This is a genomic window from Brevibacillus sp. M2.1A, from assembly GCF_013284355.2.
Classification (GTDB): Bacteria; Bacillota; Bacilli; order Brevibacillales; family Brevibacillaceae; genus Brevibacillus.
The window spans coordinates 3929469-3947408 of the sequence record NZ_JABSUY020000001.1; the positions used below are offsets into that span (position 1 = coordinate 3929469).

A 17940-nucleotide genomic window follows, 5' to 3' on the forward strand; every position below is an offset into this window, starting at 1 on the left:
ATGTTATAGACAGCGTCATTGAACTATACTCGTCTTCACCCTCTAGACTTGATACGCAATAAAAATGCCGAAGGAGGCAATTTATGTTGAGGAAGAGTACAAATGCAGGTAGAAGATCTGCAATTATGACTGGGGTGTTATTAATAGCCGGATTGATTACAGGTTTATTTAGTGTTGTTCCTGTAATTGATGGAGCAGACTACCTTGTCATGGCTTCTTCAAATGAGAATCAGGTACTACTAGGCGCATTTTTTCAATTGTTGATGATTGTTGCCTATGTTGGTATTCCTGTTTTGATGTATCCGTTGTTAAGTAAGCATCATAAATGTTTAGCTCTCGGATCTGTTGCTTTTGGCATCATTGCGGGCGTGTTCATTATTCTTGGTGTAATCATTCTTCTGTTGCTATTGTCAGCAAGCCACGAGTTGGAAAAGGTTGGAACCTTGCATGTAACGTATTTTCAGACACTGGGTGGATTGTTGCGGGAAGGACGTGATTTGGTAAACCATGTGGCAACGACACTGGCATTTGTTTTGGCTATGTTCTTGTTCAACTACATATTTTACCGAACTACATTAGTTCCACGTTGGTTGTCAGTCTGGGGTCTTATTGGGTCAACATTGTCCATATTGGCTAGCTTATTATTTATGATTCGCTTCATCGGGCTGGATACATCCTATATGGTGTTGAACATTCCAATAGCCTTTCAACAATTGGTTTTGGCTATATGGCTAATCATTAGAGGTTTCAACCCCACGGAACAGGATTCTGTAACCAATTAAAATACGTGTTTTAGTGCTAAAGAGCGAAACAATGGAGAAAGGGATATCTCAAAGCTTTCACTTGAGACATCCCTTTTTCTTTTACACGCATTCACGCATCCCTTTACTCCACACTTGCCAACACGCGCTCCAATGCATCCAGCGCCTGCTCCGCATCGGCACCATCCGCAGTCAAGACGACCGATTGTCCTTTCGACACCGCGAGGGACATGACGCCGATAATACTCTTCGCATTCACCTTCTTCTCATCCTTGTTCAATCCGATTTCACTGGAAAAGGAAGCTGCCACTTTCACAAACAAAGAAGCCGGACGCGCGTGTAATCCCTGTGCCAACTGGACGATGACCTGTCTCTCTCTCATTCGATTCACTCCTATCCCTTTCTCATTAAATTGCTATAGGCCTTCTATAGCCGTCAGCAGTTCTTCTACTTGATCCAAACGAGTCAATCCCGTTTCCTTGTCCACGATGGATGTATAAATATGCGGTATGACCTGCTTTGCACCTGCTTCGAGGCATACCTCCACAATCGGCCGAATCGAAGCAGCATCGATCCCGCCAGTCGGCTCAAAAACGGGAATCCCGTAACGTACGGCTGCTTCTGCCATCGCCTTGATTTCATTCAGCCTTTCCAGTCCGTCAACTGGATAAAATTTGACCGAGTGTACACCAATCTCCGCCAGCATCGCGGCGGCTGCATCGCAAGACAGCCATTCTGTAACTTTGTTGCTCATTGGTCCCGTGGTGACGTGAACCTTTCCTGGTTGGCCACCAGGGGCAATCAATGCATTCACAATCGTATGTGAGTTGCCGACTGCCTGTAGCCCGCCGAGCGTATAGCCTGCTGCTGGAAATACCTGATTGACGTGATCCGGTTGGGTCTGCACCGCGACTTCTGCGACCTTTTTCCATTGCGTAGGATCACCTGCGCCCAGCCCTACAGACACGGGTACACCTGCTTGCTGGTATTGTTCAACAGCCTTTATTGCTGCTTCTACGGACGCAAATCCTTTGACCAAGATCCCGATTAGAGCGCGGCCATCAGCGACGGCACATATTTGTTTTGCGTTTTCTACATCCCTTGCCAAAACGTTTAAACGAATTTTCGGTGTGCCCACTTTTGTTATTCTCCTTCTCCCTGTTTTTGCAGCAGTTCCTTTATTCGCGCTGCAATGATGTGTTCTTGCCCTTCGTGAAACGGTCGTGGATCAAAGGCAATCACACCCGTATTCACATAGTGGTTACGGGTAAAAATAGCTGGATTTCCTTGCTCCAGTTGGCGTGTAAGCTCCCGAGCCGTCATTCCTGCCACTCGTTCGTCAAGCTGAACTTGCACTCGATAGATCGACCTGCCTGCCTCATCCTGTGCGATCACTGCTTTCACACCGGGCAAGCTGTTCAGTTCTCCAGCCAGCCACTCCACTCGCCTGCGCTGCTCGGGAGCATTTTGCTTTTCGGGGTCGTACTGTCCAAGCGCTGCAAGCAAACCCGCAATGGCTTCCTTGCCTACCTTCATGGCACGACCGACGCCTTTATATTGCGCGCGGCATGCGGCAATCAGATCGGCACGCCCTGCGATAAAGCCTGACGTTGGTCCGCCGATTGCTTTTCCGCCACTGTAGATGACAAGATCGGCACCCATCGCCACGTAGCGCCGCAGATCCTCCTCCGCCGCCGCGTCAACAATGACCGGAAGTCCAAACTCCCGACCGAGTTGAATCATCGCGTCTAGCGATTGCATCCCTTTTTGAATCGCATGGTGAGATTTGACATAGAGCAGTGCTGCGGTCTGATCGTCAATGGCTTCTCGCAAATGCTCTGCTTCAACGTGATTGGCATGCCCGACCTCTACGACTTTCCCACCGCCCAGTGCAATCATCTGTTGAACGGAAGCGCCGAAGTGCACCGCGTGTCCTTTTTGGATGATGATCTTGTTATTCAACCCTTCGGAAAAAGGAAGCCGCTCGATCATACTCAGATGGCACCCTGCTATGACTGCCGCTACACTAATAGCAATGCCGGCAGCTGCTCCTGAGGTAGGACAACCGTCTTCTGCACCTGTCGCCTCTGCGATATGATGACCTGCCACAATCATCAGCTCACTGATTTCTACATAATCCATGGCGGCTTCTCCCATGGCCTGTGCGATAGAAGGATGGACGGCACTAGCACCCAGTGCCGTCATCTTACCGCTTGCGTTTATGACTTGCTTCAACCCTAACTGCTGATAGATTCCCATGGTTTGCCCATCCTTCCTGTGAAAACTCTTCTCTCTATCCTCATTGTGTCGGAATCGGGAAAATGGCGCCAAGAATCATGGCTCCGATAATCGCACCTCCTGCAATCGGTTTGTTGTAATAGTAGAAAATCGCTGCTCCTGCTGTTGCGCCGAGTCCAACTGGAATCGAAGCCATAATCGCAGAAATGATGATCAATGGGCCTAAGTAACGCCCAGCAGCGTTTCCGGCTCCCATCATGACATCGGCACCAAAGGTGGAGTTCGATGCGTTGATCGTATACTTCCGAATCAAAATAATCACGGTACCAATGATGAAGCCCAAGAGCGCACCTGTCGCCAGCGCCAAAGGAAAAGAAGTCAACGGAGCTGTGAATCCCGCTCCCAACATCAACGCTGGTACGCCAATCCCGATACCTGTTTGCAACGAACCGCCAATATCGAGAATCCCAACCAGCGGCCCCTCCAAAACACGTGCAAACAAAAAGCTCGCACCAAACGCAGCAGCTGCACCATAACCGCCACCCTTGATCCCCGCCTCGAGCATCGCAACGATGGCGATATCGTTAAAAGCACCGACATGATACACATAGTAAAGATGAGTACCCGCAAAGATTCCCGCAGACAAGCACGCCACAAAAAGCGGAAATGCCCATTCTGAATACCAAAACCCTTTTGCTTGCAATTCACCCATTACTTTTTCACCACCGATCCAAATGTTTCGTGAAGCTCTATCAACCACTGTGGAATTTCCACGTACATACTCTTCAAGAGCGCGACATCAAAACCGCGGAAGAAGCCACTGAATACAAACAAGAGAATGACTGCAATAAACATGGATTTGGTAATTTTGTTCCAACCACTGTCGTCCAGGCCTTTCCCGATCAAAATACCCAAGACGATTCCAGGCACCGCATTTCCCATGACCAAGTGAGACAAACCACCCAAGACCGTTCCCCAAATCCCTGTCCGTTTGCCTGCATCCATCGCCGCCATCCAGAACACAATCGGCATGATCGGGTTGATCAACCAGTTCGCAGCCGGGACCAGTACCTTCGTCGCTACGAGCTGCATCGATTCGGGAATCGCCGTTGCAGTGGAATTCAACACAGTGACCACGACGACACCAACTGCTGCTCCGGCAATCGCCATTTGCTTCGGATTGTGCAACGTCTCCGCGACATTCTTGTTGCGCCAGAGCAACACGGCCGCCGCCCAGTTCGGGATAACGCGATGATCCACATCTTGCGTCAACGCACCCGCACCAACAACAGACGCCCACGAGTTAAACAAAAAGCCAAGACCAAATGAAAAGTGGGAAATGGGATCGCCCGCACACGCGTTCAGCTCTCCAAAAGTCCGGAATGCTCCCATCCCCTGTACATTGGGTGCATGGAACATCCTCGCTGCCCCCGCACCAACACCGAAGCCGACCAATGCCCCGATGACAATCGACTTCAACACAATCATCAACGTAACCACTGAACCTACCCCCTGTCTCTTTCTATCGCTGACGAACCAACTGCCCTATACCCGCATTCTGCTCGGTCTGCTGCTGAAACGTTATATTTTCTACATGGATTAGACCCAGCCTCACTTGAATATCTGCGGTGATGTCATACCGCGTCCGTTTGCGAGGGAAGAACAATCCCAAAAATCGCTCATGCTTGACTGTTTCTGTCGCCGACACAATGGAAACCCCTACAGGTTCGATTCGCACGACCAAATCACTCGTCTGTCTCGCAACCACATGCTTGATTTGGGAAAAAATCTTGTTGAAGGCTCCTTCTTTCGTATCGCCACTGCCGGATAATCGCAAGGTCTGTGTCGTCTCCGTGTACATGGATTACTTCCCTCCCAGCTTGATGTATTCTTCCACCATGCGCCTGCCCAGCTCTTCTGTATCCATGAAGCCAAAGCCAATTACTTTTTTTCCGCTACGCAAGGCAGTAATACCAGCATCTACGGAGCGCAAGCCGTACTCGACCGGAAAACCATACTTGGTCTTGGCAGTGAGTGCCCCAGCCCCACCACTTCCGCAAAAGGACAACCCGAGATCTGCACTCTCACTGACCATGACATCTCCTACCTTCATATCCGCGCCAACACCTGGAATGACGATCGCGGTCCCGCCAGCAGCTTCGATTCCTTTTGCAATGTTCTGTCCTTTTCCGAGACGATCACCAATCACGATTTTTACCTTAGACATATCCAAAACCTCCCTATATTCACAGCAATGTTTTACGATGGCCCCATCTGCATGGCACGGATGGCTTCAAAATGAACTGCTAACAGAAACGCTTCTGTGTCATCTGCCTGCCACGCACTCTTCTCTTCCAAAAGAACTTTGTGCGAGAGCGTAACCATATCGGGATGAATTTCGGCGAATAACTCCGCTTCAATCACGGGCAGCCTTTCACCGTTGGTCATCCGTCGTACAAATGCCAGTACATGAGCTCCGATGGCTAGCCAGCGATCTCTCGGTATTTGAATCTCCATGAGGCGGAACTCCTCCTCAATTTTTTGGAGAATTTGTTTTGTTTCTGAAATTTCAGATAAATATTCTGATTTTGTCTCAATCAGTTCCTTGAGAATGTCATCAATCATTTGCATGTCAGTACCCTTCCCGAAGTAATCCCTTGATAAGCCACTACTCTTTCCATTGTCTCCACCGTTTCTTGTTCACTGTCGGTCAAAATTGTCGGCTCTTTTTTAATCTGCAAAATGGATACGTCCGCGCATGCCCCTACTTTCAACGTCCCGATCTCGTTTTCCAGCCCGAGAATTCGTGCGGGCGCAAGCGTACTCGCAGCAATCACATCGTCGAGCGAATAACCCATGGCGAGAAACTTCGTGAGGGTGTGCGTCAAGCTGTGCACAGGACCATCGATGTTGCGCCGGTGAACATCCGTGCTAATGACATGTGGCTTAATACCTTGGGCCTGCGCATGACGCAATGTTTGGAAGCTGAAGCTCGCTTCGCCGTGCCCGATGTCGAGTAAGACTCCCCGCTCCAACGCGTCTTGCGCCTCTGGTATCAACTCTCCTCGTTCGTCGAACATCCCTCCTTTTTTTCCGTGAAACGCATGTGTCACTACGTCTCCCCGGTCTAAGAGAGGCAATATTTCCGTGAGTTTTGGCGGAGCGTTTCCGATGTGAACCATCATAGGTACGCCCGCTCCCCTCGCTGCTTCCTTGGCTACGAGCAAGGGTTGTATCCCGTTTTGCTTGACGACAGAACCGCTCATGCGGGCTTTTACCCCTCGTAAAATCGGTTGTTTTCTTATGAGGGCTGCCGCTTCTCTCGGGGTTAACCGCGACATGTCTGCGAGTTCCCCGCCTCCTGTGCACAAGCCATCCCCTGAAATGTTCAGAAATGCCAGAACACGAGTAACAGAAGGATACACTGCTTCTTCAAGAAAAGCATCAAACGACCATAGTCCGACACTGCCAGCATCTACTACGGTTGTCACTCCTTGCTCGATCCCGACCCGATCCGCGGCTACGCCCAAACTCGTCTTTGTCGGAAAAACATGAGCGTGCAAATCGATCAGACCAGGTGTCACCACATATCCCTCAGCATCGATTATCTCCTTGCTTTCCAGATTCATCCCTTGATCATCGGTTGTCTTCCCTTTCTCATACAACCCAACGATCCGCCCTTCCCGAATGGCAAGATCATAGTGCCCGTTCAGGTTCTGGGAAGGATCAACGACCCGTCCGTTGCGTATGAGTAGATCCACTTTCACTCTCTACCGTCCCCTTTCCTGAAAAATAGCGCATAATGGCCGTCACTTCACTAGGTGGAACTTGGAGGTTTGCCTCAGCCATCAATCGGTTCAGCCTTTCACGCCATGCCTTCCATTCTATCGATTCCGCCTCTGCCGACGATTCCCACTCCTCCTGATAAGGTGAGCCAAAAGCCAGTCGATTTACCATCAATAGGAGGTGCAGCGTCAGTCCGCTTGCCATTTGTTCTGTTAGGTACTCCCGGAAAGCAGTCACGATTTTTTGACTGATTTCATACCCTTTGCAAATGAAATCCTGGGACAGCCTCTCGACCACCGGCAAATCTGACGGAATAAGATCAGCAGTCAGAGTAGGGAACCAAGCTTCCTTGCGAGCATTCACAGCCTGCTCTCGAATTCCTCCCTCCACTTGCAAGGCTTCCAGACAGTTCTGAATCTGGTTGATATCTTGTCGGGTTGGAAGAGGACTGACAATCACAACAGGCACCTCAGCTTTGATCGGCAGGACACTAATGATGACATCCACGCGACGACTCGCCAAATACTTCTCTACCTCTGTGCTGGAACACAGGCCTACGACCCGAAGTGAACGCAATTCGCTTTCCAGGTACGTTTTCAAAAACCGTGAAGTCCCTCTGCCTGTTCCGCACACGACGAGCGCATCTGCCTTTTTCTGCTCCAGCCAGCGATCATAAGCTGCTTGAAAATGCAGAACAAAGTAAGCAATGTCGGCATCAAGCCAATACACCCCGCGATGCCAAAACACTTCTTCGCATGAGCGCTTGACTGCATCAAACATGCGTGCGTAGGAACGGCGAATCTCCTCCGTCAGAGGATTCGCAAAAAGAACTCCCTGACGATAACGGTTCAAACTGTCATCCAGGTGAGCAAATAGCAGTCTGACCAGTTCCTGATCCTCGTACAACGGTGCCAGCATCCGGTTACTAACCGCTTCCGTCAGCTCTTTGGTGGCCTGGAAAACGTCCAAAACAATCCTCCCTGCTCGCGCCTCTCGTGGCACCTGTTCGGTCCCTAACAGAGGAAGGCACGCATACGCAATCTCGTGTTCGGGAATAACGACGTTCAATCGCTGACATAATGCTCGAACCTCGTGTGAAAACAGCTCGTACCCGATCCAATGCCTCGCTTCTCCCATCTCGGCATCATCTGCAGTGACCAATTGACCCCGCTGTACGCGATGGACGACAATGCATAAGCGAATCAGCAAACTAATCAGCGCTCGGTCTGTCAGCGTCTCCGCAGCAGCATTCATCCATGCTTTGATGCTGTGAATAATCTCCCCTAATTCTGCCCGGCTGATCAGCCACTTCTCCAATAACGGACCCGTTCTCGCCTCTTGTCCATTTTCTAAAAACATCCCCTGTACCATCCGATACATGTCGTTTCCATCCAACAGATCGTGAATCAAGTTTTCGAGAGCATACCGCTTGTGCCGCTCACTCCCGTCCACACGTACACCGTACCTCTGCTTCGTGACGAGCTCAAGACGCCAGCCATCGAGCAGCTTTTCCGCGTCCTTAACATCGGCAACGACTGTATTGCGACTGACTCCCATGTGGTCGGCCAAATCGTTCATCCTCTGATACCCATCTGACAGCAGAAGAATGAACAAAAAATGCTTGACCCGATCCTTTTGCGGCAGAATGAGTGTCTTGCTGTCATCCCTTTGCAAATTTTCCTTCAAAGCATTTCGATGCTCTTGTTCTTCCGTGATCCACAGCCCTTTATTCGGTTGAGAATGGAGGATGACATTTCGTTCCTTTAGCCATTGCCTGACGTTCTCCAGATCGTACTTGACGGTTCGCTCGCTAACTTGGAAATCGCGCGCTACATCCTTAATTTTCAGCGGATAATAGCTGTCGAGTATCACCTTCAGTAATGAATGGGAACGTGTGGTTAAAAAGACCATTCCTTTCTCCTTTCCATAAAAAGCTGTGTCCTTGCTTGAGATTCATTATAGAAAACGCTTTCTCGGTGGTAAAGAACGATTCCTTTCCCCATCAATCGTGCAATTTTTGCAATTATCAGTTTGATTCGACAGCAATGAAAAAGATGACCCCGGTTAAAACTGGGGCCATCCTCTCTGTATAACCTATTTGACATAGATCGTCGTTTTTGCAGTTGCCTTTGTATCCGTTTCGATATTTTTCACTGCTGCCCCAAACTTATGTGTCTTTTTTTGCTCTGGCTTGAACTTTAGCAGTACTTTATGCGTTTTATTTTCATCATCATATTCTTCATTGATTTCGGTCACGTCAAACTTTATCACTCCGCTTCCACTTATCTCCTCATCTTTTTCTTTATCATACATTTCCAAGAAAAAGAAAGGAGTATAGGTTCCCTCTTTACGTGGAGTAAAGTAGCCTGTTGTTACGTATATCCCTTTCTTGCGATCATGTGTGGTTCTTACTTTTTCTACCTTTTGAGTCGTATCTACTGAATTAAACGAGAAAAATAAAAACTTCGCGTCTTCTCGAATCATTCCCTTATACGGAGTATGTACAGTGAATTTTATTTTTTCACCAACTTTAAGTTTTTGTTCAGGTGAAATAAAAAATTCTGAATCTACAGAAGGCACCGTTACCGGCATGTTGTCTACAAAGATCCTTTTATTCGCTCTTCCTACCCATATTTTATCTGTATCACTCATAATGATCTCAAACTCGATACCCAAACTTCCCACTCTGTCGCCGATAATATCCTCCGGTGTAAATGTCGCCTTTGACACATAGTTCTTTCCCTTTATTTTCGTGTCTGGCTCAATGGTTATCGTCTGCTCTTTATCCATTTTTGCCTTAACCACGATTTTCGCTTCGAATGATTTTCCCTCTTTTTTCGTAACGGCCTCCACCTGAATCTTCGTACCGGGAGCATACCTGTCTTTGTCTGGACTTATATTTAGTTCAACCGGTATCGACTCTTCCATTTCTTCAGATGCCAAGGTGACTGTTGGTGACCATGTAACAAGCAAGGCTAATGCAACCATCCAGCTCATGAGGAAATAAATTCCACGAAGACTGCTTTCGCTTCATGAAAAGCATTCCGTACGCCTCCAACCATTTTTTGGTGAAAACCTCCATCCAAATAGTATCATTACACAAAAAAGGTCCGCAACGAAAGGTTACGGACCTCTACCAATACCTCTACTTGTAGGAGGTGCTTACAGAATTCCACCCAAGCTCGCACCTTTGACAAACAGTCGTTCGATATTTTTCTCGACCGTTGGATCTGGTACCAATGGGGGTGCTTGATGTGGTTTGGTGCGGGCATCAATAATCAGATTATCGCAACCCCAATGCTTGTTCTCATAGTAGCTGTTCACACCGTACATGTCGTGGGATGGATTGCTTCGTGTGAAGGTTGCCCACAGGAAGTTTTGTAGCGACGCGCTCAGGAAGGTACTATCATCACAAAGGATGATCATCGGGCAAGACGGGATCGGCCCCCTCGCCTGAATCGCATCACACAGATTCTGTAATTGCTGCTGGGCGCTCGCGTAATCGGTAAATGCAGGACCCTGGATCGACACCACACCTGGCATAATCAGGCGGGCATTCTCAAACTCTCGCAAATCCTTCAGTTCATCCGGTACCTCTTTGCACAGCTCTCGTTTTTGATCGCCGTAAGCTGCGAGGACAACCTTACTGCCACTGTTTAAGCCCGTTCCCGAATAATCCAGCGTATCAATAGTCGTGTTTGTATAAAAATGAACATCGCGATGCAAATCGATTCTCTCCAGAATATAGGTCATAAAATCAACTTCATCATGCGTCGTCAATGGTCGGTTTTCTTCGGCGGTAATGAATAAATACTTGGCTAAGCTCAATTGTCCCGTCCCTAAAATGCGGTTGGCAATGGTGAGCATCTCCGTCGGCTGTTTGACTTGCTGATATGGCGTATACCGCTCGCTTCCGATGGCAAACAGCAGCGGATGTACACCGGCGGCATCTACTGCGTGGACTTCTTTAACACCCGGGATTTCTTGTTTGATCGCATCACCCGTTAACTCGTGAATCAACTGACCGAACGATGTATCCTCTTGTGGCGGACGGCCCACAACTGTGAATGGCCAAATGGCATTCGGCTTGGCATACACTTTCTTTACCTTCATCACAGGGAATGGATGGATCAGACTGTAATAGCCCAGATGGTCACCGAATGGTCCTTCTGGTTTCGTATCTCCAGGATAAATATCTCCTGTGATGACAAAATCCGCATCATTGCTTATGCAGTAACCATCGATATAGCTGTAGTGAAAACGACGCCCAGAGAGCAAACCTGCAAAAGTAATTTCGCTCAAGCCTTCTGGCAGCGGCATTACAGCCGACAAAGTATGTGCAGGTGGCCCGCCTACGAAACAGCTTACTTTCAGCGGCATCCCCATTTTGGTCGCTTTGGCTTGGTGGACTCCGATTCCACGATGGATTTGATAGTGCATGCCAATTTCTTTGTTTACTTCATACTCATTACCTGTAAGCTGCACACGGTACATACCCAAATTGGAATTCATGATTCCAGGCTTGTCCGGATCTTCCGAATAGATTTGGGGCAGCGTGACAAAAGCTCCACCATCCATTGGCCAGCTTTGGATGAGCGGAAGGTCCGTTATGCTGATTTCCTGTGCAGTTACCGGCATGCTAGTGGATTTTTTTGCAGGCAATGCTTTCAGAGCAGCAAAGCCGTTCTCGATATTTTTAAATGGCTGCTTTAGCGCTTTCATCGGATCATTGCGCATGGCGATGATATTTTCAGCGGCTTTCCAGGTGCTTCTGAAAATAAACTTGCTGCGCTCAATTGTGCCAAATAGATTGGATACCGCGCGAAATTTTGAGCCTTTTACATTTTCAAACAACAAAGCTGGTCCGCCTGCTTCGTACACCTTCAAATGAATGGCGGCCATTTCCAGATAGGGATCTACTTCTTCGCGAATACGGACCAAATGTCCGTGCCTTTCCAAGTCAAGGATGCACTCTTCTAAATTCTGATACATATCTATAGGGCTCCAATCACTAGATTCTAGATTTACCTGTAGATCAATACCTTCTCATCATACAGGAAAGATCCTACAAATTCACGATACCCTTCCGCACAATTTCTTGAAGCTCGCTCAGCTCTCTGATTTCGTACGTCGGCTGAATGCTCGTCTGATTTTCCTTGCCCAGCGGATTGAACCAGCACGTATCGATCCCGTAATGCGCTCCCCCTTGTATATCAGAGGTCAACGAATCTCCCACCATCAATACGTTCGCCTTCTCCGTCCATTGCAATTTGGAAAACGCGTAGTCAAAAATTTCCCGATCCGGCTTCTTATAGCCGACCTCTTCGGAAATAATCAGATGCTCAAAAGAGTCGCAAAGCGGTGAAGCGGCAATTCTTGCCGTTTGCACAGAGGCGAACCCATTCGTAATGATCGCCAAGCGGCAATCCTCCAAACTGTTGCACAATTCAACCGCTCCAGGTACCAAATGCACTTCTTTGCCCAAGGATTCAAGATAGGCGCTGCCGAACGCCTCTGCATCGACGTCTAGCTGAACAGCTTTGAAAAGTCTACGAAATCTCTCTACACCCAGCTCTGCTAGAGTGATCCGCCCCTTTTCTAAATCCTCCCACAATCCTTTACTGATCTCTTTGTAGGTCGCTCCATAATCAGACGATCCCGTAGCGAGTCCAAACTGGGAAAACGTCTTTTGCAAAGCATTTTCTTCTGTCGTTTTGAAGTCAAGAAGTGTATCATCTACATCGAATAAGATGACTTGATAGCGCATGGCAACCTCCAGAAATCTTTACTGATCAAGTATTCGTACAAACTAACACCTTTCTATCATATCAAAAATAGAAGGCCAAACTGCATACAAAAAGCCTCGAACTGTATCATTCGAGGCCAAGAAAGCTATTTTAGAGGAGCGGCTTCTGGATCAACGTCGCGAATTTGAACCGATGAACATGACCATCGTTGAATGTGGTCGATCCACTTACGAAATGAACATGTTTCCCATTCCCAACCGGGATGGCAGGTCCAGTAACAATTCTCACACCATGCAGATGATTAAAGAAATCTGTGCTGGATCGAATGACATGAACGTGGCTGTTTCCTCTCGGGATGGCTTGACCAGTGACACCAGCAAAACGGTGGTTATGCCGATCTGCTCCTTGTTCTGCAAGCTGCGTACTACCTAAAAACTCATGAACATGTCTTTGAAGCCGCGTTGTACTTTTTCGTTTTAACTTCCATTTCATCCTATTCTTTTTCGCCATTACTTCCATCCTTCCACCCTTGGCTTACTCCCACTATATTCAGGCAGACAAGGAGGCGAACTGGTCAACAGCTTGTTTTCTACGAAAATCCATACTACCCTAGCTTAGTTCACACTTTTTCCAACATAGCTCCCTGCAATAATGATCGAATTGGTATATCCGCCACTTACATTATCGAAACCTGAGAGTAAGGTTGGAACCCCCAGAAATTCAACTGTATCTTCTTCGTAGATATCTAATCCACCTAGATAAACGACTTGGTAGCTATGCTCCTCGTCATTGACGACATGCAAGACAGAAACGGTTCCCATTTCCGGTATTTCTTCCTCTTCGATGCTTAGCACTGTTCCTTTATCTTGAATCATCGAGGCATGATACTTGGAAATATTTTTATTGATATGTTTCGGTTGCACATTTTGATCAACTAATTGCTTGGCTTCCTTCACTTTCTCCCCGGTTGCCGGGAACAGATGAGCATACTTCGCCAAAAACGCTTTGGATTCCGGTGGAAATTCTTCTCCAGCTTTAAAGCCATTCACTTCATGTAGGGCGAGTACAGCCATCGAAAGATACGTAGCGACATTATTATTTTCTGATTCCACCACTCCCCCTTTAGCTTCACTCGTGGAAGAAGAGCCTTGTGTGGCTAAATTGGAAAACGCGGATGAAGCACTTGAATTGGTTGAACCACATCCTGTAGCAAGAATAAAGGCAACAAGTATGAATGCATAAGAAAATGAAACTCTCATGTAAATCAACCTTTCCTATTATTTCCTTCCCTTCATTATCTCATGGTATATTATCTCTCAACAAGGTAAAAGGAAGGTGTAGCAATGAACGCACTTTTAGTGATTGATGTGCAAAACGGAATTGTGAGTTGTGGGGATTACAAAGAGGAACTTTTTTTGATGGAACAGGTAATAAAAGATTTTAAAGAGAGCAATCGCCCTGTCATTTTTATCAGACATATCGATGATGCAGAAGAAAGTCCACTGAATAGAAGCTCTATCGGCTCTGAAATACACCCTTCGTTAAAAGACTATTCCGACTACTTAATCGAGAAGCATACTCCTAGCTCCTTCTTCCAAACGGAGCTCTCACACACTTTAGAAAAGTTAGGGGTCGATCATCTTTTTATCATCGGTTTTGAGACGGAATTTTGTTGTATGTTTACGGCGATCGCTGCCTATGATCGCGGATATAAAGTGACATTCATTAAAGACGCAACTGGAACAACAAATACCGCCGAAACATACGGCATGCAAGGTTTAGACATTAACCGGTTTGTAGGTACCGTTCTCCGTTGGTCGAGTGTCATTGAAGTAGTAAACTACGCCGAGTACACTGAAAAATACAAGTGATGGGAGCAGGCACTTTTAAAAAGGAGCCCGATGATAGCCGATCCTTTGCAGAACGTTCCGTTAGCTATATGACAAAAGATGTCATAATGAACGATTTATACTGAGTCCATCAACGAAACGATTGGAGGATTTCAGTATGACAGGTCTACGTATTTTTGCAAAATGGGTAATGATCGTAGGGTTGTGCTTGATGTTCGTTTCATCTGGTATTTACAAGCTGATAGGACATCCAGAGGCAACACTTGCTTTCCAAGCACTCGGGTTTCCCTCTTGGTTTCAAGTTGTGATCGGTTTAGGAGAAGTGCTCGGCGGACTAGGGTTACTGATGAAAAAGTATACACGTTACGCCGCCTACGTGCTCGCAGTGATTATGCTGGGTGCTACAATCACGCTTCTTTTACATGGTGACACATCTACTGTAGCGATTCCGCTTGTCTTATTCCTTGTTTTCTTGCTGATCGGTCGCCAGAGTGGTAGCAAAAAACAGCCGAATCGTGCTTCGTCAATTTAATTTTATGACTCACTAAAAAGGCCGCCAGTTCCCCCTCCTTTACCAAATGAGGATCTGACGGCCTCCCGTTTTTTCTTCGAGCTCGTTCGTTTACAAATGCTTTTTTATAAAGTGTAGTAGGGTCTGACCTTGTGCGGTAAGAATTGCTCCCTTACCTTGGCATTTTGGGCATGATTCCTCTTGCTTGTTTTCATTCACAAGAATCCCCTTGCCTTCGCATTCCCAGCAGGATTGCTCTAAGTCATCCATCGAAATCGTCATGAGGCATAACCCTTTCCCTGCTAAAAATAACCGTACCTTGTCCTTATTTTAACACGAATTCGTCATGTTCTGCCAGCAAGTTCACTTTCGCTGTGGCAGGCTCTTCCTATGTAGAGAAGCAAATATTTACCACATACCCTTCTGCCCGGGATCATAGTAGGTAAAGATAGTAAAAAAGGAGGGATGACATGTGGATCAAGAAAAAGTAACCATCAAGATTAACGACAATGGATCAATTCGTGTTACCGGTGAAGTTGAGTTGCTGGATGGCGCAGGTGACAAGTATGATGTCGGTTCATCTTTTTCACTCTGTCGATGCGGTCAATCCGAGAAAAAACCGTTCTGTGATGGCACGCATAAAAAAGTAGGCTTTGAAAGTGCACCACGAGCAAAAGCATGATCCGAAAGAGCGCAGATGCGCTCTTTTTCTTTTATCCATCGCTTTTTATGTCAAATTGTTTCCTCCTCGAACTATTGGTATAATTTTGAAAAGCATTCTGAAAGCGAAAAGCCTATGATAAAGACATTCCGATCCCATACGCAATGGCGAAGAACTTTCCTTCGTCAGTTATGGCTGACAAAGTTAGGAGTCCACAACCATGTATGCACAAGTTGTACGTTACAATCAATTTGGCGAGCCCCATGAAGTATTGAAGGTCGAACAACGGCTGATTGAACCTTTGAAGCAAGATGAAATTTTAGTAAAAATGAGCGCACGTCCCATTAATCCTTCTGATGTCATTCCAATTCGTGGTGCTTACAAGCATCGTATCAACCTTCCCGCCATTCCCGGGTATGAGGGAGTTGGTACCGTAATGGATACAGGTCCTTTTGCTCCCCGCTCTCTTATCGGGAAACGTGTTCTGCCTTTGCGCGGTGAGGGTACGTGGCAAGAATACGTAAAAACGACAGCAGAGCTAGCCATTGGGGTTCCTGATTCGATCCCAGATGATATCGCCTGTCGGTTGTACATAAACCCCATCACTGCGTGGGTCATATGCAATGAGACCCTTCAACTGTCTTCTCAGCAGGTTTTGTTAGTCAATGCAGCCAACTCAGCCATTGGCCGTTTGTTTATTCAGCTATCCGCTCTTTTCGATTTTCGGGTGATCGCCATTGTCCGAAACGCAAGATACACCGAGGAGTTGATACAACTCGGAGCGTGGCATGTCATCGACAGTTCACGTGTGTCGACTTATGATGCCATCATGAGTGTAACGCACGGACAAGGTGCACATGCGTCTATTGATTCGATTGGCGGCCCAGACGGTTTAGAGCTGGCGAAGTCTACACGTGCCGGCGGGATTTTCTTGTCGTTAGGCCTTCTATCGGGAGTTCAAGTGGATTGGTCGATCATCTCGAAAGAGCTTGGCGTTCTCCCACAACTGTTTTTATTGCGCCACTGGAATCAACGCATATCTGTGTCTACCTGGCACGATACATTTGAGAAAGTCATCGAGCTTGTTGATAATGGGAAACTCCTTTTGGCAGAGCCTGGAGAAAAATTTGCACTGCATGATGTAAAAGAGGCCGTGCGATTTGCGGAGAGCCGTCATCGTACGGGGAAAGTCATCTTGGTGTAAACACCAGAAAAAGACGCTAGGAACGGTCATGTACAAGTGGTTTCAATAACACCAAAGCCAAAAATGAGCGTCTTCTCGCCCTTTTTGGCTTCGGCGAAACATAGGAGGTCCTATGGCTAGACATGAAAAGAGGTTTCTTAAAAATTATGAATCAAAAGCCTCGGAATATCTGAACGATAAAGAAAAAGCATCTCATCTCTTAAAAAAAGCAATGAAAAAAGCTGACCAAAAAGCGATCGGAGATGTTTGGGAGAATTTACAGCTACTCTTTAGTATTTTCGGTGATTGGACGAGCGGAAAATATCGAACGATCCCTGTTAAATCCATCTTGATGATTATTGGCGGGATTTTGTACTTTGTTTCACCCATAGACGCCATCACAGATTTTATTCCTTTTGCTGGTTTACTAGATGACGCGACAATCATTGGATTGGTGTTTCGACAAGTGAGCAGCGACCTTACTCTATACAAAGAATGGAAACAAAAGGGGTTTTTACAGGAATAGGAAAAATACATTCGAGTAGAGCGAGGTGATTTGATGACGTTACACAAGTATTTACATCATACATTTCCAGCGTTAATGCTTAGACCGCCCTTGTTTTATAGCTGGGATATTGGAATTCGTTTTGAGCTGGGTGTGAACTACGATTACCATAACGTTTATGAAAATTGTCCCTATTTACAGGGGGTTTATGGCCGAGCGATTACTTTATTCAAGTCTTTGCATGCACCTCATGATGACATTTTTATCGTCGTGGATGTAAACGATTTTGGGGACGGTGGGGCTTTCAAGCGTAAATTGAATGCCTTTTCCAAGTATGTGAAGAACAAATCCCTTTTGTATAAGCTGCAACAACACACTATCCCTTATGTTTTTCCAGAAGACGATGAAAATGAAACCTATCGAACGCATCGATTCGCCTTGAAGTGTAAGACATCGGACTTTTCATTTGTTCCGATGATAAAAGCGATCTGCCGTCAGGATATGGGATTACAACCACGTATTTTTCATCGGGTCTACTTTATCAATACGACTAAACAAACTATCTTTCACATCTATGACGATCGAGGCTGTGATTTATTAGCCACTTCTCCTGAAACCATCAGAGGGATTTACGAAAGCTATTCGCATTGGATTTTAGACTATGACAGAGCCAAGATCGATCAGGTATTTTCGTAAAT

23 protein-coding genes are annotated in these 17940 nt (G+C 46.8%); 7 read left to right on the plus strand and 16 right to left on the minus strand.

Annotated features, from left to right (window positions below; translation table 11 throughout):
• Positions 1 to 83: 83 nt before the first annotated feature.
• Positions 84 to 782, plus strand: a complete 699-nt coding sequence (locus tag HP567_RS18885; protein ID WP_173607788.1) for a DUF4386 domain-containing protein — start codon at positions 84 to 86, stop codon at positions 780 to 782.
• A 103-nt stretch (positions 783 to 885) separates the two neighbouring features.
• On the opposite strand, the gene HP567_RS18890 is transcribed toward HP567_RS18885, so the two are convergent.
• The 15 genes from HP567_RS18890 to HP567_RS18960 form a co-directional block, all read right to left on the minus strand.
• Entirely contained in the window at positions 886 to 1143 is a 258-nt protein-coding gene (locus HP567_RS18890) for an HPr family phosphocarrier protein (protein WP_173607789.1), read from the minus strand.
• A gap of 33 nt (positions 1144 to 1176) precedes the next feature.
• Positions 1177 to 1899, minus strand: coding sequence for a KDGP aldolase (locus tag HP567_RS18895; protein ID WP_173607790.1), 723 nt, complete (start codon positions 1897 to 1899; stop codon positions 1177 to 1179).
• Positions 1900 to 1904: 5 nt separating this feature from the next.
• Positions 1905 to 3020 carry a DgaE family pyridoxal phosphate-dependent ammonia lyase gene (locus HP567_RS18900; RefSeq protein ID WP_173607791.1) on the minus strand — a complete coding sequence of 372 codons (1116 nt, stop codon included), beginning with the start codon at positions 3018 to 3020 and terminating at the stop codon, positions 1905 to 1907.
• Positions 3021 to 3060: 40 nt separating this feature from the next.
• Complete coding sequence (locus HP567_RS18905) at positions 3061 to 3711, minus strand: DUF4310 family protein (RefSeq protein ID WP_173607792.1); 651 nt, start codon at positions 3709 to 3711, stop codon at positions 3061 to 3063.
• Positions 3711 to 4499, minus strand: a complete 789-nt coding sequence (locus HP567_RS18910) for a DUF4311 domain-containing protein (RefSeq protein ID WP_047067408.1) — start codon at positions 4497 to 4499, stop codon at positions 3711 to 3713. The genes HP567_RS18905 and HP567_RS18910 overlap by 1 nt, the downstream gene beginning before the upstream one ends.
• Positions 4500 to 4521: 22 nt before the next feature.
• Positions 4522 to 4860, minus strand: a complete 339-nt coding sequence (locus tag HP567_RS18915) for a DUF4312 family protein (RefSeq protein ID WP_173607793.1) — start codon at positions 4858 to 4860, stop codon at positions 4522 to 4524.
• Positions 4861 to 4863: 3 nt separating this feature from the next.
• Positions 4864 to 5226, minus strand: coding sequence for a glycine-rich SFCGS family protein (locus HP567_RS18920; protein WP_007727312.1), 363 nt, complete (start codon positions 5224 to 5226; stop codon positions 4864 to 4866).
• Positions 5227 to 5258: 32 nt separating this feature from the next.
• Entirely contained in the window at positions 5259 to 5630 is a 372-nt protein-coding gene (locus HP567_RS18925; RefSeq protein ID WP_173607794.1) for a hypothetical protein, read from the minus strand.
• Positions 5621 to 6766, minus strand: a complete 1146-nt coding sequence (locus tag HP567_RS18930) for an amidohydrolase/deacetylase family metallohydrolase (RefSeq protein WP_173607795.1) — start codon at positions 6764 to 6766, stop codon at positions 5621 to 5623. The genes HP567_RS18925 and HP567_RS18930 overlap by 10 nt, the downstream gene beginning before the upstream one ends.
• Positions 6726 to 8696: a BglG family transcription antiterminator gene (locus HP567_RS18935; protein ID WP_173607796.1), complete on the minus strand. Its 1971-nt coding sequence runs from the start codon at positions 8694 to 8696 to the stop codon at positions 6726 to 6728. The genes HP567_RS18930 and HP567_RS18935 overlap by 41 nt, the downstream gene beginning before the upstream one ends.
• 183 nt (positions 8697 to 8879) lie before the next feature.
• Positions 8880 to 9782, minus strand: a complete 903-nt coding sequence (locus HP567_RS18940; RefSeq protein WP_229088079.1) for a hypothetical protein — start codon at positions 9780 to 9782, stop codon at positions 8880 to 8882.
• A 165-nt stretch (positions 9783 to 9947) separates the two neighbouring features.
• Positions 9948 to 11777, minus strand: a complete 1830-nt coding sequence (locus tag HP567_RS18945; RefSeq protein WP_173607797.1) for a UbiD family decarboxylase — start codon at positions 11775 to 11777, stop codon at positions 9948 to 9950.
• Positions 11778 to 11850: 73 nt separating this feature from the next.
• The gene (locus tag HP567_RS18950; RefSeq protein WP_173607798.1) at positions 11851 to 12552 is read right to left on the minus strand and encodes a YjjG family noncanonical pyrimidine nucleotidase; all 702 of its coding nucleotides are present in this window, start codon (positions 12550 to 12552) and stop codon (positions 11851 to 11853) included.
• Between the two features lie 130 nt (positions 12553 to 12682).
• Positions 12683 to 13042, minus strand: a complete 360-nt coding sequence (locus tag HP567_RS18955; protein WP_173607799.1) for a YmaF family protein — start codon at positions 13040 to 13042, stop codon at positions 12683 to 12685.
• A gap of 104 nt (positions 13043 to 13146) precedes the next feature.
• Complete coding sequence (locus tag HP567_RS18960; protein WP_173607800.1) at positions 13147 to 13791, minus strand: hypothetical protein; 645 nt, start codon at positions 13789 to 13791, stop codon at positions 13147 to 13149.
• Between the two features lie 84 nt (positions 13792 to 13875).
• Between HP567_RS18960 and HP567_RS18965 the strand changes: the two genes are divergently transcribed.
• Both HP567_RS18965 and HP567_RS18970 read left to right on the plus strand, forming a co-directional pair.
• Positions 13876 to 14403, plus strand: a complete 528-nt coding sequence (locus HP567_RS18965) for an isochorismatase family protein (RefSeq protein WP_173607801.1) — start codon at positions 13876 to 13878, stop codon at positions 14401 to 14403.
• A gap of 136 nt (positions 14404 to 14539) precedes the next feature.
• On the plus strand, positions 14540 to 14914 hold the full coding sequence (locus HP567_RS18970; protein WP_173607802.1) for a DoxX family protein: 375 nt from the start codon (positions 14540 to 14542) through the stop codon (positions 14912 to 14914).
• Between the two features lie 90 nt (positions 14915 to 15004).
• Here HP567_RS18970 and HP567_RS18975 read toward each other — a convergent pair whose 3' ends face one another.
• Complete coding sequence (locus HP567_RS18975) at positions 15005 to 15175, minus strand: tryptophan RNA-binding attenuation protein (protein ID WP_069844814.1); 171 nt, start codon at positions 15173 to 15175, stop codon at positions 15005 to 15007.
• Between the two features lie 190 nt (positions 15176 to 15365).
• Here HP567_RS18975 and HP567_RS18980 point away from each other — a divergent pair, with 190 nt between their 5' ends.
• The 4 genes from HP567_RS18980 to HP567_RS18995 all read left to right on the plus strand — a co-directional run bounded on the left by HP567_RS18980 (position 15366) and on the right by HP567_RS18995 (position 17938).
• Positions 15366 to 15575: a CDGSH iron-sulfur domain-containing protein gene (locus HP567_RS18980; protein ID WP_173607803.1), complete on the plus strand. Its 210-nt coding sequence runs from the start codon at positions 15366 to 15368 to the stop codon at positions 15573 to 15575.
• Positions 15576 to 15774: 199 nt separating this feature from the next.
• Positions 15775 to 16758 carry a zinc-dependent alcohol dehydrogenase family protein gene (locus HP567_RS18985; protein WP_173607804.1) on the plus strand — a complete coding sequence of 328 codons (984 nt, stop codon included), beginning with the start codon at positions 15775 to 15777 and terminating at the stop codon, positions 16756 to 16758.
• A gap of 112 nt (positions 16759 to 16870) precedes the next feature.
• The gene (locus tag HP567_RS18990; RefSeq protein ID WP_173607805.1) at positions 16871 to 17263 is read left to right on the plus strand and encodes a YkvA family protein; all 393 of its coding nucleotides are present in this window, start codon (positions 16871 to 16873) and stop codon (positions 17261 to 17263) included.
• Positions 17264 to 17296: 33 nt separating this feature from the next.
• Positions 17297 to 17938, plus strand: coding sequence for a DUF3885 domain-containing protein (locus HP567_RS18995; RefSeq protein ID WP_173607806.1), 642 nt, complete (start codon positions 17297 to 17299; stop codon positions 17936 to 17938).
• Positions 17939 to 17940 lie beyond the last annotated feature (2 nt).

Coding starts and splice junctions, on each gene's coding strand:
- HP567_RS18885 (WP_173607788.1), top strand. CDS start 84: ATGTTGAGGAAGAGTACAAATGCAGGTAGAAGATCTGCAATTATGACT.
- HP567_RS18890 (WP_173607789.1), bottom strand. CDS start 1,143: ATGAGAGAGAGACAGGTCATCGTCCAGTTGGCACAGGGATTACACGCG.
- HP567_RS18900 (WP_173607791.1), bottom strand. CDS start 3,020: ATGGGAATCTATCAGCAGTTAGGGTTGAAGCAAGTCATAAACGCAAGC.
- HP567_RS18905 (WP_173607792.1), bottom strand. CDS start 3,711: ATGGGTGAATTGCAAGCAAAAGGGTTTTGGTATTCAGAATGGGCATTT.
- HP567_RS18915 (WP_173607793.1), bottom strand. CDS start 4,860: ATGTACACGGAGACGACACAGACCTTGCGATTATCCGGCAGTGGCGAT.
- HP567_RS18920 (WP_007727312.1), bottom strand. CDS start 5,226: ATGTCTAAGGTAAAAATCGTGATTGGTGATCGTCTCGGAAAAGGACAG.
- HP567_RS18925 (WP_173607794.1), bottom strand. CDS start 5,630: ATGCAAATGATTGATGACATTCTCAAGGAACTGATTGAGACAAAATCA.
- HP567_RS18935 (WP_173607796.1), bottom strand. CDS start 8,696: ATGGTCTTTTTAACCACACGTTCCCATTCATTACTGAAGGTGATACTC.
- HP567_RS18940 (WP_229088079.1), bottom strand. CDS start 9,782: ATGAGCTGGATGGTTGCATTAGCCTTGCTTGTTACATGGTCACCAACA.
- HP567_RS18945 (WP_173607797.1), bottom strand. CDS start 11,777: ATGTATCAGAATTTAGAAGAGTGCATCCTTGACTTGGAAAGGCACGGA.
- HP567_RS18950 (WP_173607798.1), bottom strand. CDS start 12,552: ATGCGCTATCAAGTCATCTTATTCGATGTAGATGATACACTTCTTGAC.
- HP567_RS18955 (WP_173607799.1), bottom strand. CDS start 13,042: ATGGCGAAAAAGAATAGGATGAAATGGAAGTTAAAACGAAAAAGTACA.
- HP567_RS18960 (WP_173607800.1), bottom strand. CDS start 13,791: ATGAGAGTTTCATTTTCTTATGCATTCATACTTGTTGCCTTTATTCTT.
- HP567_RS18965 (WP_173607801.1), top strand. CDS start 13,876: ATGAACGCACTTTTAGTGATTGATGTGCAAAACGGAATTGTGAGTTGT.
- HP567_RS18970 (WP_173607802.1), top strand. CDS start 14,540: ATGACAGGTCTACGTATTTTTGCAAAATGGGTAATGATCGTAGGGTTG.
- HP567_RS18975 (WP_069844814.1), bottom strand. CDS start 15,175: ATGACGATTTCGATGGATGACTTAGAGCAATCCTGCTGGGAATGCGAA.
- HP567_RS18985 (WP_173607804.1), top strand. CDS start 15,775: ATGTATGCACAAGTTGTACGTTACAATCAATTTGGCGAGCCCCATGAA.
- HP567_RS18990 (WP_173607805.1), top strand. CDS start 16,871: ATGGCTAGACATGAAAAGAGGTTTCTTAAAAATTATGAATCAAAAGCC.
- HP567_RS18995 (WP_173607806.1), top strand. CDS start 17,297: ATGACGTTACACAAGTATTTACATCATACATTTCCAGCGTTAATGCTT.